Annotated in this window: 14 protein-coding genes; 5 read left to right on the forward strand and 9 right to left on the reverse strand. The window is 71.8% G+C overall.

Features of this window, described 5'->3' with window-relative positions; all coding sequences use genetic code 11:
• Positions 1 to 143 precede the first annotated feature (143 nt).
• Complete coding sequence (locus OG978_RS22700; RefSeq protein ID WP_326766970.1) at positions 144 to 749, forward strand: Uma2 family endonuclease; 606 nt, start codon at positions 144 to 146, stop codon at positions 747 to 749.
• A 66-nt stretch (positions 750 to 815) separates the two neighbouring features.
• Here the strand turns inward: OG978_RS22700 and OG978_RS22705 are convergent, their stop codons facing one another.
• The 3 genes from OG978_RS22705 to OG978_RS22715 form a co-directional block, all read right to left on the reverse strand.
• Positions 816 to 2,369, reverse strand: a complete 1,554-nt coding sequence (locus OG978_RS22705; protein WP_326766971.1) for a PTS transporter subunit EIIC — start codon at positions 2,367 to 2,369, stop codon at positions 816 to 818.
• A 66-nt stretch (positions 2,370 to 2,435) separates the two neighbouring features.
• Positions 2,436 to 3,401, reverse strand: a complete 966-nt coding sequence (murQ, locus tag OG978_RS22710) for an N-acetylmuramic acid 6-phosphate etherase (RefSeq protein ID WP_326766972.1) — start codon at positions 3,399 to 3,401, stop codon at positions 2,436 to 2,438.
• Between the two features lie 84 nt (positions 3,402 to 3,485).
• Entirely contained in the window at positions 3,486 to 4,403 is a 918-nt protein-coding gene (locus tag OG978_RS22715) for a MurR/RpiR family transcriptional regulator (protein WP_326766973.1), read from the reverse strand.
• Positions 4,404 to 4,524: 121 nt separating this feature from the next.
• Here OG978_RS22715 and OG978_RS22720 point away from each other — a divergent pair, with 121 nt between their 5' ends.
• On the forward strand, positions 4,525 to 4,893 hold the full coding sequence (locus tag OG978_RS22720) for a hypothetical protein (RefSeq protein ID WP_326766974.1): 369 nt from the start codon (positions 4,525 to 4,527) through the stop codon (positions 4,891 to 4,893).
• Positions 4,890 to 5,171 (forward strand): DUF4031 domain-containing protein, encoded by a 282-nt coding sequence (locus OG978_RS22725; RefSeq protein WP_326766975.1) that lies wholly within the window; start codon positions 4,890 to 4,892, stop codon positions 5,169 to 5,171. The genes OG978_RS22720 and OG978_RS22725 overlap by 4 nt, the downstream gene beginning before the upstream one ends.
• Here the strand turns inward: OG978_RS22725 and OG978_RS22730 are convergent.
• From OG978_RS22730 to OG978_RS22740, 3 genes are all read right to left on the reverse strand, one after another.
• Entirely contained in the window at positions 5,160 to 6,431 is a 1,272-nt protein-coding gene (locus OG978_RS22730) for a Cmx/CmrA family chloramphenicol efflux MFS transporter (protein ID WP_326766976.1), read from the reverse strand. The genes OG978_RS22725 and OG978_RS22730 overlap by 12 nt on opposite strands.
• A 101-nt stretch (positions 6,432 to 6,532) precedes the next feature.
• Positions 6,533 to 7,180 carry an HD domain-containing protein gene (locus OG978_RS22735; RefSeq protein WP_326766977.1) on the reverse strand — a complete coding sequence of 216 codons (648 nt, stop codon included), beginning with the start codon at positions 7,178 to 7,180 and terminating at the stop codon, positions 6,533 to 6,535.
• A gap of 347 nt (positions 7,181 to 7,527) precedes the next feature.
• Positions 7,528 to 9,732: a heavy metal translocating P-type ATPase gene (locus OG978_RS22740; RefSeq protein WP_442817845.1), complete on the reverse strand. Its 2,205-nt coding sequence runs from the start codon at positions 9,730 to 9,732 to the stop codon at positions 7,528 to 7,530.
• Between the two features lie 327 nt (positions 9,733 to 10,059).
• Here OG978_RS22740 and OG978_RS22745 point away from each other — a divergent pair, with 327 nt between their 5' ends.
• Positions 10,060 to 10,749 carry a copper homeostasis protein CutC gene (locus OG978_RS22745; RefSeq protein WP_326766979.1) on the forward strand — a complete coding sequence of 230 codons (690 nt, stop codon included), beginning with the start codon at positions 10,060 to 10,062 and terminating at the stop codon, positions 10,747 to 10,749.
• A gap of 121 nt (positions 10,750 to 10,870) precedes the next feature.
• On the opposite strand, the gene OG978_RS22750 is transcribed toward OG978_RS22745, so the two are convergent.
• Positions 10,871 to 12,964 carry a HelD family protein gene (locus OG978_RS22750; protein WP_326766980.1) on the reverse strand — a complete coding sequence of 698 codons (2,094 nt, stop codon included), beginning with the start codon at positions 12,962 to 12,964 and terminating at the stop codon, positions 10,871 to 10,873.
• Between the two features lie 436 nt (positions 12,965 to 13,400).
• Between OG978_RS22750 and OG978_RS22755 the strand changes: the two genes are divergently transcribed.
• Positions 13,401 to 13,595: a hypothetical protein gene (locus OG978_RS22755; RefSeq protein ID WP_326766981.1), complete on the forward strand. Its 195-nt coding sequence runs from the start codon at positions 13,401 to 13,403 to the stop codon at positions 13,593 to 13,595.
• Between the two features lie 18 nt (positions 13,596 to 13,613).
• Here the strand turns inward: OG978_RS22755 and OG978_RS22760 are convergent, their stop codons facing one another.
• Together OG978_RS22760 and OG978_RS22765 are read right to left on the reverse strand one after the other, a co-directional pair.
• Entirely contained in the window at positions 13,614 to 15,257 is a 1,644-nt protein-coding gene (locus OG978_RS22760; RefSeq protein ID WP_326766982.1) for a DNA repair helicase XPB, read from the reverse strand.
• 97 nt (positions 15,258 to 15,354) lie between these two features.
• Positions 15,355 to 15,897, reverse strand: coding sequence for a hypothetical protein (locus OG978_RS22765; protein ID WP_326766983.1), 543 nt, complete (start codon positions 15,895 to 15,897; stop codon positions 15,355 to 15,357).
• Positions 15,898 to 15,933 lie beyond the last annotated feature (36 nt).

A 15,933-nucleotide genomic window follows, 5' to 3' on the forward strand; every position in this document is an offset into this window, starting at 1 on the left:
GACGCCCTGGATGGGTGCCGCCCTTCGATCGTGGTGGGTCGCTGCGTACCTCACACGATCGTGGGACGCTGATGGGAGCAGCGAAATGCTGCGGAACCGTCGATCTACGCTCCTTTGACAGGCCACAGGAGAAGGGACCCGCGATGACTGCCGCGATGGTCGAGAACGACCAGGCCTCTGAGGGCCGCCCGTGGGACTACCTGCTGCAGACATGGCGTGAACTGGACGTGCCCGAGGGGTGGCGCGCCGAGATCGACGAAGGGCAGATCGTCTTGGTACCTCCGCCTCATGCGCATCACAACGGCATCGCTGAATTGGTGCAGGAGTGCCTGTATCGGGCACGCCCTGCGGGGGTGGGTGTCTACCAGACCCTCGGCGTGCATGTCGTGCCACTCGACAAGCTCTACGTCCCCGACCTGGTCATCATGGAGCGCGAGCTGGTCATGGCCGCCGGTTCGGAGACCAGCGACCCGATGGACGCGGCGGACGCGCTGCTCATCGTCGAGGTCACCTCGAAAGGCAATGCCCGGGACGACCGGACGAAGAAGTACCGCGCCTATGCCCGCGCGGGCGTGCCGATGTATCTGCTCATCGACCGGTTCGACACGCGCGGGGCGATGGCCACCCTGTTCACGGAGCCCAACGAGGACGGGACCTACAAGCACTCCGACCCGGTGCCGTTCGGGAAGCCGCTCACCCTGCCGGAGCCGTTCGGTACGACGCTCCTCACGGATGAGTTCCCGGTCTGAGCGGACAGGGACGAGGGCGGCACCCGGTGTCGGGTACCGCCCTCATCCCTGTCCGCGTGCCCGGAGTCAGACCCCGGCCGGTTCCTTCGTCGGGCTGTCGGGGCCGGTCGTCGGGGACGCCGGGCCGCCCGTTGCCGCGACCGTGGATTCAGCCGGTTCCTGCGAGACGTTGAACTCCGTCAGCAGGTCCTTGCTGAAGCCGAAGAAGTACGTCGCGAGGAACCCGGCGAAGTAGCCGACCAGCAGGCCGCCCGCGTAGATCGCGATCGTGGTGCCCAGGCCGTGGTTGCCGTCGAGGAGGGGGAACAGGGCCCAGCCGGACGGGCCGATGGCCGTGGAGCCGACCTTGTCGCCGAGCTGGTTGAACAGGCCGATGAAGCCGCCGCCGAACGCGCCGCCCACGCAAGCCGTGATGAACGGGCGGCCGAGCGGGAGGCTGACGCCGTAGATCAGGGGCTCGCCGACGCCCAGCAGACCGGCCGGGAGGGCGGACTTGATGGTGCGGCGGATCGACTCGTTGCGGGGGAGGCGGAAGTAGACCGCGACCGCCGCGCCGACCTGGCCGGCGCCCGCCATCGCGAGGATCGGGAGCAGCACGGTGTAGCCCTGCTGCTCGATCAGGGTGGTGTGGATCGGGATGAGCGCCTGGTGCAGGCCCAGCATCACCAGGGGCAGGAAGAGGCCGCCGAGCACGAAGCCCGCGCCCGCGCCGCCGTTGGAGAGCAGCCAGTCGGCGAACGTGCCGATGGCGGTGGAGACCTCACCGGCCACGTACATCAGGCCGAAGATCGTCACCAGGCCGGAGATCAGGACCGTCAGGGTCGGGGTGACCAGTACGTCCAGTGCCTCCGGCACCCAGCGCCGGCACCACTTCTCCACGTACACCGCGAGCACCGCCGCACCGAGCGCGCCCAGCACGCCGCCCTGCCCGGGGGAGAGCTTCTGGCCGAACGCCTCGATGTTCGCGACGCCCGGGAAGACGATGATCGCGGCGACCGCACCGCCCAGGATCGGCGTACCGCCGAACTCCTTCGCCGTGTTGTAGCCGACGAACACGGCGATCAGCGCCATGAAGCCGGATGCCGTCGCGGCCAGGGCGGGGGTGACCGAGGTCAGCCAGCCCAGGTTCACCAGCAGGCCGTTGAGACCGGCGATGATGCCGCAGCCGATGAGCGCCGGGATCAGCGGGACGAAGATGTTCGCGATCCTGCGCAGGAACAGCTTGAACGGGGTGGCGTTCTTCGCCTTCCGTGCCGCCCTCATCGCGGCGCCCTGAGCGGCCAGTTCGTCCGCCGATACCGCAGCCGAAGCGGTGGGGTCGGGGGCTTGGGCAGCGGCCGGTTCAGGGGCCGCCGCCTTGCCCTCCTCGACCAGCTGCTCGAACTCGGGCGTGACCCGGGCGACGGTGCCGGGGCCGAGGACGATCTGGTACGTGTCGTCCTCGACCACACCCATGACGGCGGGGACCGCCTTCAGGGCCTCGTCGTCGACGAGCGAGCGGTCGTGCAGGCCCAGCCGGAGCCGGGTCATGCAGTGGGCGATGGAGCTGACGTTCGCGGCGCCACCGACGAGCGGAAGGATCGCGGCGGCGGTGGCGCGGTTCTTGTCTTCTGTTGCCATGGTGCGTGGTGCCTTGCTGTGCGGGGGTGCGGAGGTGGAGCAGGTGGAGCAGGTGGAGCAGGTGGGTCAGGTGGTGCGGGGGGCGGCGGCGAGGGCGGCGCGGAGATGGCCGTCGGACGCGGTCAGCAGGGAGGCGGCGGTGGGGCCGTCGACCTGGCCGAGGATGGTGAGGATGGCGTTCTTCACCTCGCCGTCGGTCGCGGCGAGGGCGGCCTCGATCTCCTCGTCGGACGCTCCGGTGGCGAGCGAGACGATCCGGCGGGAGCGGGCGCGCAGCTTCTCGTTGGAGGCGCGGACGTCGACCATCAGATTCCCGTACGTCTTGCCGAGCCGGATCATCGTGATCGTCGAGAGCATGTTGAGGACGAGCTTCTGGGCCGTGCCCGCCTTGAGCCGGGTGGAGCCGGTGAGCAGCTCCGGGCCGACGACGACCTCGATGCCGTGCTCGGCCGCGGCGCCCAGCGCGGAGTCCGCGTTGCAGGAAAGACCGATGGTCAGCGCGCCCTTCCGGCGGGCGTGCTCGACGGCGCCGATCGCGTACGGCGTACGGCCGGAGGCGGAGATGCCGACCACGGTGTCGTCGGCGGTGAGGTCCAGCGCGTCGAGGTCGGCGGCGGCCAGCTCCTTGCTGTCCTCGGCGCCTTCGACGGCCTTGACCATGGCGGTCGGGCCGCCCGCGATCAGGCCGACGACCTCGGAGGGGTCGGTGTTGAAGGTGGGCGGGCACTCGCTGGCGTCCAGCACGCCGAGCCGGCCGGCGGTGCCCGCGCCCGCGTAGATCAGCCGGCCGCCGCGGGCCATGCGCTCCGCGGTGCTGTCGATGGCGGCGGCTATCTCGGGCAGCCGGGCGCCGACGGCGGCCGGGACGGACTGGTCCTCGCCGTTCATGATGCGGGCGATCTCAAGCGTGCCGAGCCGGTCGATCTCGGCGAGCTCGGGCCGGAACGCCTCGGTGGTGAGCGTCGCGAGCTGGGCGCGCAGCTCGCCGTATCCGTCGGGGGCGGTGGGGTCGGCGTCGGTGGTGGAGGTCATGGAGGGCGGCTCTGCTTTCTCGGTCTCGTACGGTTCGGCTCGTACGGTTCAGCGGGTGCGGGGGGCTGTGGATCGGCGGGCCGGTCAGCGGGGGCGCGGGGTGTGGCGGTGGGCCAGCGCCTCGTAGGAGGCGGCGAGGGCCGGTGCGGCCGTCTCGTACGTGCGCTGCGCGACGCCTATGAACAGGCAGTCGACGACGAGGAGCTGGCTCGTACGGCTCGACATGGCGGCGGGCCGCAGCTCGCTCTCCCGAGCGGTGGACGTGGTCAGCACGTGGTCGGCGTACTGCGTGACCGGGCCGTCGGGCCGGCCGGTGATCGCGACCGTCGTCGCACCGCGGTCGAAGGCGACCCGCAGCGGCTCGATGACGTCGACCGTGGAGCCGGAGTGCGTGATCGCGATGGCCACATCGCCGGAGCGGAGCTGCACGGCGTTGGTCACCGCGAGGTGCGGGTCCGTGTGGGAGTGCGCGATCAGGCCGATCCGGGCCAGCTTCTGCGCGAGGTCCTGGCCGACGAGGGAGGAGGCGCCCACGCCGTAGATGTCGATCCGCCGGGCGGTGGCGGCGGCGGCCACGGCGGCACCGAGCTGGACGGTGTCGAGCCCCGCGGCCGTGTCGGCGAGGGTCTGCTGCTCGTCGTAGGCCAGCTTGGCGACCACGTCGGCGATGGGGTCGTCGACCGCTATGTCGGCGGTGACGGAGGGGGCCCGGCCGGACTGCTGGTGCGCGGCGAGCCCGGCGAGCGCCAGGCGCAGATCGCGGTAGCCGGGGTAGCCGAGGAGGCGGGCCGTGCGGACCACGGTCGCCTCGCTGGTGCCGGTGAGCTCGGCGAGACCCGTGACCGTGAGGGCTGCGCAGCCTGCCGGGTCACCGGCGACGGCCTCGGCGACGCGCTGCATGGAACGGGTCATGGACGGCGCGAGCGTGCGCACCTTGGCCGCGAGGGCCGCCGGGGCGGGCGGGGAGTCAGCGCTGAAACTTTCCTTCAGGTCATGGGTCACCTTTGAAAGATATTTTCAACCACGTTGCCCGTCAACCCCCCTTTGGTCCCTGCCGCCGACAGCGCGGATTCGGCGGCGGCGGGCGGGCGAGGCGGGTTCGCGGGCGGGTGACAATGGGCCCATGGAGATGAACCCCCTGGAACAGGCGTTGCACACGGCTCGCGCGCTGGTCATGGCCGATCTCGCCGCGGGTGACGTCGCCGAGGCCGGGATCGTCTCTCTGGTCGAGGACGCGGTGACGCACCGCCGCTGGTGGGTCGAGCAGTGGCCGGACGGTGTCGCGTTCGTGGTCGGCCTCGTCGCCCAGGACGTACAGGACGCCCTGCTCGAACGGTACGGTCGGTGGCCGCTCTGCCCGGTCTGTGACGCGGGCGACCCGCACGCCCTGGACGTCGAACCCGAACTGGGCACGGACCCGCACTGGGTGTGCACCAAGGCCGCGGTGGCCGTGGCACCGGTCGGTTCGCTGAGCGGGATACTGCGGCGGTGACCGTCTACATCGACCCGCCCCAGTGGCCGGGGCACGGGCGGCTCTGGTCGCACCTGGTCAGCGATGTGTCCTTCGACGAGCTGCACGCCTTCGCGGCGTCCATCGGCTGCCCGCCGCGCGCGTTCGAGCGCGACCACTACGACATACCGGAAGCGCGGTACGGGGACGCGGTACGGGCCGGGGCGAAGGAGATCGGCTCGAAGGAACTCGTCCGCCGGATCACGGAGGCGGGGCTGCGCCGGCCCAAGGGCCGGCCCGCGCCCGGGTCAGCCGGCTGAGGGACTCGCGTCCGCGCACGCCTCCACGGGCGCGCCCTTCGTCAGGGACGCTCCCTCCTTCACCGACGCCTCCGACGGCACCGTGGCGGGCGACCCCGTCACCCGCCGCGACCTGCTCCCGCCCTGGAGCCGCAGCGAGAACACCACGGCCACCAGCGCCAGTACCGTCATCGCCGCCCCGGCCCACGCGGTCGCCGCGAAACCGAAGTCCGCGTCGATCACCGTGCCGCCCAGCCAGGGGCCGCCCGTGTTGCCCAGGTTGAACGCGGCGGTCGTCGTCGCACCGGCCAGCGTCGGGGCGGCGCCCGCGACATTGAACATCCGGGCGTTCAGCGCCGGGGCCGTGTAGAACGCCGACAGGCCCAGCAGGAACGAGAGCCCGACCGCCGCGACCTGGTTCGACGCGAACAGCGCCAGCGCGACCAGGAAGACCGTCGAGGCCGCGATACCGCTCATCAGCACCCCGAAGAGATGCGCGTCCGCGACCCGGCCGCCGATTGTCGTACCGACCAGCGCGCCGATCCCGAAGAGCGCGAGCACCGTCGGGACCCAGCCCGAGTCCAGCCCGGCGACATCCGTCAGCAGCGGGGCCAGATAGCTGAACGCGCAGAAGACACCGCCCGCGGCGAGCGCCGTGATCACGATCGACAGCCACACCTGCCGGTCCCGGTAGATGCTCATCTCCTGCTTGAGCCGCGGCTTCTGCTCCGGCAGCGGAATGCGCGGAATCAGCGTCGTCACCCCGACCAGCGCCACGGCCGAGGCCGCGCCCACGGCCCAGAACGCCGACCGCCAGCCGAGGTTCTCCCCGAGGAACGCGCCCAGCGGCACACCCAGCACATTGGCGATCGACAGACCGCCGATCATCACGGCCATCGCACGGGCCCGCGCGTTCACCGGCACCATCGCGATGGCGACCGCCGCCCCCACCGCCCAGAACCCGGCACAGGCGAACGCGCTCACCACCCGGGACGCGAAGAGCACCTCGTACGTCGGGGCCAACGCGCCCGCGACCTGACCGAGGCCGAACACGGAGATCAGGGAGATCAGCGTGGTGCGGCGTGGCAGCCGGAGCGTGGCCACGGCGAGCAGCGGGGCGCCGATCACCATGCCGATCGCGAAGGCGGATATGAGAAGTCCGGCACGGGGGATCGAGACGTTCATGTCGTCGGCGATGGGCGGCAACAGCCCGGAGAGCATGAACTCGCTGGTTCCCAGGGCGAAGACCGAGAGCCCCAGGATGTATACGGCCAGGGGCATGCGAGAGCGGCGAGAGGCAGAGTCGGGCATGACAGCTGCCAACAGCGATCGGGCCCCGCGCATTCCCCGCCGCCGCGGACCAGGGCCTGCCCAGGCCTGCCCTAGTGGCTGAGCAGCTCCAATTCGGTCATCAGGTTCTGCCGCGCCCGCGGCTCCCAGTGCTCCGCCCCGTACGGCGTACGGAACAGCCGCGGCAGCCCGAGCAGCTGGCGCAGCACCGTCGCCCGCCCTTCCCGGAACGCGTCGTCGGGTACGAAGCCGTACTCCTCGCGCACCTGCGCCGCGTACGCCGCGTACTCCCTCGGGGCCGCCGCGAGGATGGCCAGGTCCGCGTCGCAGAGAACCTCGCCGTCGGTGTCGCCGGCCGCCGGGTCGTGGGTGACGGTGAGCCGCACGAGCCGGGCCACCTCGGCCGTGACCCCGTCCGGCACACCGGCCTCCGGAAGGGCGCGCTCGGCCAGCGCGGCGCTGCGCTCCTCGTTCTCGGACCGGTCGGGCCGGTACACCGCGTCGTGGAACCAGGCGGCGAGGCGTACCGCGTCCGGGTCGGCCGCGTACCCGGCGAGCGTGTCGATGTGATCGAGCACCGCGACCAGGTGCGCGGTGGTGTGGTACCGCCGCTGCGGCTCGGCCCAGCGCGCCAGGAGGTTGTCGGCGTACGGCGCCGGGTCGGGCCCGGGCGCCCCGCCCCGGGCGCGGGTGAGCGCCTCCTGCCAGCGGTCGCGGAGGGGGTCGTCGGTATCGGTCATGGGACGACCCTAGGCCTTGTCGGCCATGGGACGACCCTGGATGGCCACCTCAAGGGGCCGGCGACGTGGAGACCATCAGCTGCCGTTCACGACAACCCGCCTGGACGCGGCCCCGTCGTGCGAGGGCACCATCACGATCAACCCACGGCGCAGGCGCGCCAGGTCGGCCCGTACGGTGCGTGATCGCGCATGGTCCGCGCCCAGCGCCCGCGTGCTGCCCGGCTGTGCGAGTCAGTAGCTCGGCGTCGTGCACGAAACCGCACTCGCGGGCGCGGCACAGGCGGTGCCGGGAACCCGGGTGCGGTTCGTGCGGGCGGGTCGAGAAGCGGGTGGGTTGAGCGCAGGCCCTACGACGCTGCCCTGAAGCCCCGCAGCCGCAGCGAGTTGCCGACCACGAAGACCGAGGAGAACGCCATCGCGGCGCCCGCGATCATCGGGTTGAGCAGCCCGGCCGCGGCGAGCGGCAGGGCGGCCACGTTGTAGGCGAAGGCCCAGAACAGGTTCGTGCGGATGGTGCCGAGGGTCTTGCGCGACAGCCGGATGGCGTCCGCCGCGGCCCGCAGGTCGCCGCGTACCAGCGTCAGGTCACCGGCCTCGATCGCGGCGTCCGTGCCGGTCCCCATCGCCAGGCCCAGATCGGCCTGGGCGAGGGCGGCCGCGTCGTTGACGCCGTCGCCGACCATGGCGACCGAACGGCCCTCCGCCTGGAGGCGCTTGACGACGTCGACCTTGTCCTCCGGCATGACCTCCGCGTACACCTTCTCGATCCCGACCTCGGCCGCGACCGCCTCGGCCACCGCCCGGTTGTCGCCGGTCAGCAGGATCGGAGTGAGCCCCAGGGCGCGCAGCCGCTCGATGGCCTCCGCGCTGGTGTCCTTCACCGCGTCGGCGACTTCGAGCACCGCCCGTGCCTCGCCGTCCCAGGCGACCGCGATGGCCGTCCGGCCGGCGGCTTCGGCGTCGGCCTTGCGCCGGGCCAGTTCCACGGGGAGGTGGATCTCCCACTCGGCGAGCAGCTGCTCACGGCCGACGAGGACGGCGTGACCCTCGACGACGCCCTGGACGCCGAGTCCGGCGATGTTGGCGAAGTCCTCGGGGGTGGGGAGGGGTGCGCCGGTGCGTTCGGTGGCTCCGGCGGCGACGGCCTGGGCGATGGGGTGTTCTGAGGAATGCTCCAGTGCGCCGGCGAGCCGGAGTACGTCGGTTTCGTCGGTGCCTTCGGCGGTGTGGATGTCGAGGAGGGTCATGCGGCCGGTGGTGACGGTGCCGGTCTTGTCCAGGACGATCGTGTCGACGCGGCGGGTGGTCTCCAGGACCTCCGGACCCTTGATCAGGATGCCGAGCTGGGCGCCGCGTCCGGTGCCGACCATCAGGGCGGTGGGGGTGGCGAGGCCCAGGGCGCAGGGGCAGGCGATGATCAGTACGGCCACGGCGGCGGTGAACGCGGCGGTCAGGCCCGCGCCGTTGCCGAGCCAGAAGCCGAGCGTGCCGAGTGCCAGGGCGATGACGACGGGTACGAAGACGGCGGAGATCCGGTCCGCGAGGCGCTGGGCCGCCGCCTTGCCGTTCTGGGCGTCCTCGACGAGCTTCGCCATCCGGGCCAGCTGGGTGTCGGCGCCGATCCGGGTGGCCTCGACGACGAGCCGGCCGCCCGCGTTGAGCGTCGCCCCGGTGACGGAGTCGCCGACGCCGACCTCCACGGGCACGGACTCACCGGTGAGCATCGACGCGTCCACGGCCGAGGCACCCTCGACGACGGTGCCGTCGGTGGCGATCTTCTCGCCGGGGCGGACCAGGAACCGGTCGCCGACCTGGAGTTCGGCCGTCGGCACGGTCACCTCGCGGCCGCCGCGCACCACGGTGACCTCCTTGGCGCCCAGTTCGAGCAGCGCCTTGAGGGCCGCGCCCGCCTTCCGCTTGGAGCGGGCCTCGAAGTAGCGCCCGGCCAGGATGAACGCGGTGACTCCGGCGGCCGCCTCCAGGTAGATGTTCCCGGCGCCGTCGCTCCGCCCGATGGTCAGCTCGAACGGGTGCGTCATGCCGACCATGCCCGCCGTACCGAAGAAGAGCGCCCACAGCGACCACAGGAACGCGGCCGTGGTGCCGACCGAGATCAGCGTGTCCATCGTCGCCGCGCCGTGCCGGGCGTTGGTGAACGCGGCCTTGTGGAACGGCCAGGCGGCATACGTGACGACCGGGGCCGTCAGCGTCAGCGAGAGCCACTGCCAGTAGTCGAACTGGAGGGCCGGGACCATCGACATCGCGATCACCGGCACGGCGAGGGCGACGGCGGTCAGCAGCCGCTGCCGCAGGGGCCGCAGTTCGTCGGTGTCCGCGGCCCCGGGAGCGTCGTTCTCGGCGCGGACCGGGGGAGTGGGCTCGTGCGCGGTGTAGCCGGTCTTCTCGACGGTGGCGATCAGGTCCTGTACGGATATGTCCTCGCCCCGGTAGCTGACCTTGGCCTTCTCCGTGGCGTAATTGACGGTGGCCTCGACACCGTCCATCCGGTTGAGCTTCTTCTCGATGCGGGCCGCGCAGGAGGCGCAGGTCATGCCGCCGATCGCGAGCTCGACCTCTGCGGCGGTGCCGGTGGCGGCGCCGGTGCCGGTTGTGGCGGTGTGCGCGGACACGATGTCCTCCCTGGCGGAGACGGTGATACCCCTAGGGGGTATCTATTACTGATTCAGGTATACCCCCCTCCCCTATAAAACGCAAGGGTGGATATGCCGCTCGGGTCCGGACCGTGCGCGTTCGGTCACTCGATGTGCGTCTGGCCTCACGTATCTTCGCCTGGCATTGAGGCTGCATCCTCGGTGTACCGGCCCGTAGGCTGGTCATTGGACTAGACCTATTGATGCTTCCTGAAGGATTGGGATCCCATGAGCAACCGTGCAGTCCTGGAGGTGATCGCTCTCGACGCGGAGGACGCGGTCGCTGCCCAGGCGGGTGGTGCGGACCGGCTTGAGCTGGTCACCGACATGGCGGCGGACGGCCTGACCCCGTCCTGTGCGACCTTCGCGGAGATCCGGGCGGCGGTGGACATTCCGCTGCGGGTGATGCTCAGGGTGGCGGACGGCTTCGCGGCCGGCGACATCGAGGTGCTCGTGGCCAAGGCGCGCGAGCTGCGCGAGGCGGGCGCCGAGGAGTTCGTCCTCGGCTTCCTCGACGCCGAGGGCCGCCCGGACCTGGTCGCCGTCGAACGGCTCGTCGCCGAGCTGGACGGCTGCCGCTGGACCTTCCACCGCGCGATCGACCGGGCCGCCGACCGGGACGCCCTGCGCAAGCAGTTGGCGGACCTGCCCGGCCTGGACACGTACCTCACCGCCGGTTCGCCGAAGGGCGTCGACGACGGCATCCCGACGCTGCTGGTCGAGGCGGCGCGCAAGGGCGAGCCCGGTTACGAGCCGCAGATCCTGGTGGGGGGCGGACTGCGGCTCGAACACCTGCCGGAGCTGCTGGCCGCGGGCATCGACGCGGTGCACATCGGCGGTGCGGCGCGGCCGCACGGGTGGTCGGGGCCGGTGGACGCGGCGGCGGTGCGGGAGTGGAGGGCGGTGCTTGACGCGTAGCGGGGCGGGGGAGGGGTGCGGTGGCGGGGCGGGGGCCGGGTGGGGCGGGGCGCCTGCGGCGGGCTTGTTCCGCTGCCCGCCCCTTCCCGTAACGGGGGCTCCGCCCCCGGACCCCCGCTCCTCAAACGCCGGAGGGGCCGGGTTTTGCCAGCTCGGCCGGCAGTTCCGCCGCGTGTACCACCGTCAATCCCGACACCGCACGCGTCAGCGCCACATACAACCGGCGCAGGCCCGTTCGTTCGTCCGGTTCGCCGTCCACCACCGCGGCCGGTTCGTCCAGTACCACGTAGTCGTACTCCAGGCCCTTCGCCAGCGACGCCGGGACCAGGGTCAGGCGGGACTCGGCGGTCGTCTCCTCGCCGGGGGAGAGGTACGCGTGGCCCGCCGCGGTCAGGGCCTCCGCCAGCGCGGGGATCCGTGCGTCGGCCGCGATCAGGCCGATCGAACCCTCCCGCTTCAGGGACTCCTCGCACTCCGCCAGCACCGCCGCGTCCAGCTCCGCCGGACCGGCCGCCTCCCGCACCTCCAGCGAACCCGGCGACTCACGCACCGACTCCACCGCAGCGAGGCCCGGCGAGATCACCGGCAGCAGGCGGGAGGCGTACGCGATCACCTCGCGCGGCACACGGAAGCCCGCCGTCAGCTCCTCCACCACCGCGTCCGACTTGCCGAGATGGTGCAGGGCCTGCGCCCAGCTCTCCGTCGACCACGGCGTCGTGCCCTGCGCGAGGTCACCGAGGATCGTCGCCGAACCGGTCGTGCAGCGGCGGCCCACCGCCCGGTACTGCATGGGGGACAGGTCCTGCGCCTCGTCGAGCACCACATGGCCGAGCGAGTGCGTACGCGCCACCAGATCGTTCGCCTCGTCGATCAGCACCGCGTCCGCCGCCGACCACTTCGCCGACTTCACGCTCCGGGCAGGCTTCGTCCACAGGATCGTCTTCTGCTCGTCCTCGGTGAGCAGCCCCTCCGCGTGCGCGGCCAGGAACTCCGCGTCCGACAGCAGCCGCAGCACCAGCTTCGCCGGGTCGACGGCCGGCCAGATCGCCTTCACGGCCGCCTTCACCGCGGGGTTACGGGCCACCGCGTTCTGCACCCGGTCGTCCGGCGCCTCGCCCGCCTCCTCCATCCGGACCAGGACGGAGTGCGCGATGCGCTGCGGAAGCGCGTCGTGGGCGGCCCCGTACCGCATGTCGCGGGCCAGGAGCTCGGTGACCATCTCCTCCAGCTCGTACGCGGGCACCCGCCAGCGCCGCGAACCGCGCACCACCACGACCGGCTCCGTCGGGGGCGTCACATGCGAACGGATCGCCCGCCGCAGCACCTGGGCCATCCGGGCGTCGCCCTTGACCACGGCGGCGTCCGCCGCGTCCGTGCCGCGCACCTCGACGCCGGCCGCCACCAGATCGTCGACGGTCGCCTGCTTCACCGCCAGCTCACCGAGGGCCGGCAGCACCTGCTCGATGTACTGGAGGAAGGACCGGTTCGGCCCGATGACCAGCGTGCCGGTACGGGCCAGCCGCTCGCGGTGCGCGTACAGCAGATACGCGACCCGGTGCAGGCCGACGGCCGTCTTGCCGGTGCCGGGACCTCCCTGCACACACACCGTCCCGCCGAGCTCGCTACGGACGATCTCGTCCTGCTCGGGCTGGATCGTCGCGACGATGTCCCGCATCGGACCGACACGCGGCCGCTCGATCTCCGCCTGGAGGAGCTTGCTGGTCTGCTCGGCCTCGTCGGGGTCGGTGAGGTGCTCGTCCTCGTACGCGGTCAGCTCACCGCCGGTGTAGCCGAAGCGGCGGCGCTGCCCCACGTCCTGCGGGTCCTTCTTGGAGGCCCGGTAGAACGGCTGCGAGACGGGCGCGCGCCAGTCGATGACCATCGGGTCGCCGTCGGCATCGTGGACATGGCGGCGTCCGATGTAGAACTGCTCGCCCTCCGCGCCCTCGGCCTGCTCGGCACCGACCCGGTGCAGATAGTCCAGGCGACCGAAGAAGAGCGGGGTGTGGGCGAGATCGGCGAGCGACTTGATGCGCTCGTCGATCTGGGCCTGCAGGACGGCCGCGTTGACCCAGTTCGCGGTGACATCGCGGATGTCCAGGGCCTGGGCGTCCTCACGCATGGCGCGCAGCGCGGCGCGGGACGCGGTGAGATGGGCGCGTTCGCGAGCCAGGGGATCGGTGGTGGTGTCGCTTTCGTGTTCGTGCGCGGGCACGGTGTTGCCTCCGGCTTTTCAACGCAGGACGGCGGACCGCACCTCACCCCGGCCGGTGCTCGGGGGCGATGCGGTCCGCTCGGGGATCGATCACGGGTACGCACAGCAGGTGCGTGTACGGCTGTCGGCCGGTTTCCGTCCGGTCGGCGGCGCTCCCCCGGCTGCCGGCGCGCCCTTGCGGGCCGCTGCCAGTACCACGGTGCGGGAGGCGGGCAGACCGGCGATTGTATCGACCGCGTCCGTCGGGGGCGAACGAATTACTCCCGGGGCCGTCCCCCGGCCGCCGGGACCGTCCCCCCGGTCGCCAGGACCGTCCCCTCGGCCGCCGGGTCCATCCCGTAGGGGACGGCATGCGACCGCAGGCCTACTCGCACCGTCGCCGGATTCCGCCCGCGGGCCGATGCCCGCACGGGCCGGGCGCAGGACCATGGAACACATGAGCACAGTCCTCCTGAACCCCCGCAGGACCGGCCCCGCGCACGGCGCGACCGCGGTCACCGGTCACCACCGCACCCACCGCGTCGGCGACGCCGCGCGCGCCGTCAAGGTCTTCGCCCGCGCCGCGTTCGGCGTGGTCGTGCTCGGCGAGTACGCGGAGGAGGCGGGCGTCCGCCGCCACCGCGCACACTGAGAACGGACAGGTCAGAGGTCAGTTCTCGGTCAGCAGCTCGTCCGCGTCCACGATCCGGTACGCGTACCCCTGCTCGGCCAGGAACCGCTGGCGGTGCGCCGCGAAGTCCTGGTCGATCGTGTCGCGCGCGACCACCGAGTAGAACCGCGCCTCGTGCCCGTCCGCCTTCGGCCGCAGCACCCGGCCGAGCCGCTGCGCCTCCTCCTGGCGCGAGCCGAACGTCCCCGACACCTGAATGGCGACGGTCGCCTCCGGCAGGTCGATGGAGAAGTTCGCGACCTTCGAGACCACCAGGACCTTGAGTTCGCCCTCCCGGAACGCGTCGAAGAGCTTCTCGCGCTGGGCGTTGCTCGTCTCGCCCTTGATCACCGGGGCGTTCAGATGCTCACCCAGCTCGTCGAGCTGGTCGATGTACTGCCCGATGACCAGGGTCTGCTCACCGCGGTGCTTGCGCACCAGCGCCTCCGTCACCTTCCGCTTCGTCGCGGTCGTCGCGCAGAACCGGTACTTCTCCTCGGTCTCGGCCGTCGCGTACGCGAGCCGCTCCGAGTCCGTCAGATTGACCCGCACCTCGACACAGTCGGCCGGCGCGATGTAGCCCTGCGCCTCGATCTCCTTCCACGGGGCGTCGAACCGCTTGGGCCCGATCAGCGAGAAGACGTCCGACTCGCGCCCGTCCTCACGCACCAGCGTCGCGGTGAGGCCGAGGCGCCGCCGGGCCTGCAGATCGGCGGTGAACTTGAAGACGGGCGCGGGCAGCAGATGCACCTCGTCGTAGATCACCAGCCCCCAGTCGCGGGAGTCGAACAGCTCCAGGTGCGGGTAGACGCCCTTGCGACGGGTCGTCAGCACCTGGTACGTGGCGATGGTGACCGGCCGGATCTCCTTGCGCGTACCGCTGTACTCGCCGATCTCGTCCTCGGTCAGCGAGGTCCGCTTCACCAGCTCGTGCTTCCACTGCCGGGCCGAGACGGTGTTCGTCACCAGGATCAGCGTGGTCGCCTTCGCCTGGGCCATGGCACCGGCCCCGACCAGCGTCTTCCCCGCACCACAGGGCAGTACGACGACACCCGAGCCGCCGTGCCAGAACCCCTCGACGGCCTGCTTCTGGTACGGCCGCAGCGCCCAGCCGTCCTCGGCCAGCTCGATGGGGTGCGCCTCGCCGTCCACGTAACCCGCGAGGTCCTCGGCCGGCCACCCCAGCTTCAGCAGTGTCTGCTTGATCTGCCCGCGCTCGGACGGGTGCACCGCCACGGTGTCCGGGTCGATCCGCGCCCCGACCAGCGGCTGCACCTTCTTCGACCGGAGGATCTCCTCCAGCACGGGCCGGTCGGTGGAGGTCAGCACCAGGCCGTGCACCGGATGCTTGGAGAGGGTGAGGCGGCCGTACCTGGCCATCGTCTCGGCGATGTCGACGAGCAGCGCGTGCGGCACGGGATAGCGCGAGTACTGCACGAGCGCGTCGACGACCTGCTCGGCGTCGTGCCCGGCTGCGCGCGCGTTCCACAGCCCGAGCGGGGTCAGCCGGTAGGTGTGGATGTGCTCGGGCGCTCGCTCCAGCTCCGCGAAGGGTGCGATGGCACGACGACAGGCGTCGGCCTGGTCGTGGTCGACTTCGAGGAGCAGCGTCTTGTCGCTCTGGACGATGAGGGGTCCGGTCACGCGCGTCGGCCCTTTCTGCGGGGTGCGGCCACGGATGCGGCCAAACGTCCAGTGTGCCGCATGCGGGCGCGGTTGTGCTGGGTGCGGGGCCCGTCCGTCAGTCCGCCCGGCGGCGGCCGCGTCCTTCGGGGAGCTGACCCAGGTGTACGGCGCGGTGGGCGGTCTCTGCCAGTTGCCGGGCGTCCTCGGTGAAGGTGTCGACGCGGATCCTGCGTCCGTCGGTCAGAGTGATGTCGCAGGTGAAACCCATGCCGCGGGCCTCGGCCAGCGGCCGGCCGTCCTCGCCGCGCCCGCCGACGGACGCGATGTCCTGCCACGGGATCAGAGTGGCGGTGCCCGCCACGCGGTGGGTCAGCCCCCGCTCGTGGATGTCGAAGCTCTGCTCACGGGTACGGAACCCCTGGACCAGCCGCCAGATGCCGAGGCCCAGCCCCACCAGCCCGACGCCGAGCAGCAGGCCGGCCAGCTCCGGAGCCCCGTCGGTGGTGCCGATCGACGCGACGGTCACCGGCACCCCGGAAGCCATGCCCGCCGCTCCGACGAGGAGCATGATTCCGGCGTGCCGCAGCCGTCTGCCCCCGTCGGTACGGTGTTCACGGACGAATCCCCCCAGTTGTCTGGCCGCATCGGTGCGCCGCATGACATCCCCCTCCAGCGTCGTGGACACGTCAGAGTG

The organism is Streptomyces sp. NBC_01591 (assembly GCF_035918155.1).
Lineage (GTDB): Bacteria > Actinomycetota > Actinomycetes > Streptomycetales > Streptomycetaceae > Streptomyces.

Bases quoted from the DNA above. Each gene is read 5' to 3' on its own strand.
- OG978_RS22755 (WP_326766981.1), top strand. From the start codon at position 13,401: ATGAGCACAGTCCTCCTGAACCCCCGCAGGACCGGCCCCGCGCACGGC.
- OG978_RS22730 (WP_326766976.1), bottom strand. From the start codon at position 6,431: ATGCCCCTGGCCGTATACATCCTGGGGCTCTCGGTCTTCGCCCTGGGA.
- OG978_RS22765 (WP_326766983.1), bottom strand. From the start codon at position 15,897: ATGCGGCGCACCGATGCGGCCAGACAACTGGGGGGATTCGTCCGTGAA.
- OG978_RS22700 (WP_326766970.1), top strand. From the start codon at position 144: ATGACTGCCGCGATGGTCGAGAACGACCAGGCCTCTGAGGGCCGCCCG.
- OG978_RS22740 (WP_442817845.1), bottom strand. From the start codon at position 9,732: ATGACCTGCGCCTCCTGCGCGGCCCGCATCGAGAAGAAGCTCAACCGG.
- murQ (WP_326766972.1), bottom strand. From the start codon at position 3,401: ATGACCTCCACCACCGACGCCGACCCCACCGCCCCCGACGGATACGGC.
- OG978_RS22745 (WP_326766979.1), top strand. From the start codon at position 10,060: ATGAGCAACCGTGCAGTCCTGGAGGTGATCGCTCTCGACGCGGAGGAC.
- OG978_RS22720 (WP_326766974.1), top strand. From the start codon at position 4,525: ATGGAGATGAACCCCCTGGAACAGGCGTTGCACACGGCTCGCGCGCTG.
- OG978_RS22705 (WP_326766971.1), bottom strand. From the start codon at position 2,369: ATGGCAACAGAAGACAAGAACCGCGCCACCGCCGCCGCGATCCTTCCG.
- OG978_RS22735 (WP_326766977.1), bottom strand. From the start codon at position 7,180: ATGACCGATACCGACGACCCCCTCCGCGACCGCTGGCAGGAGGCGCTC.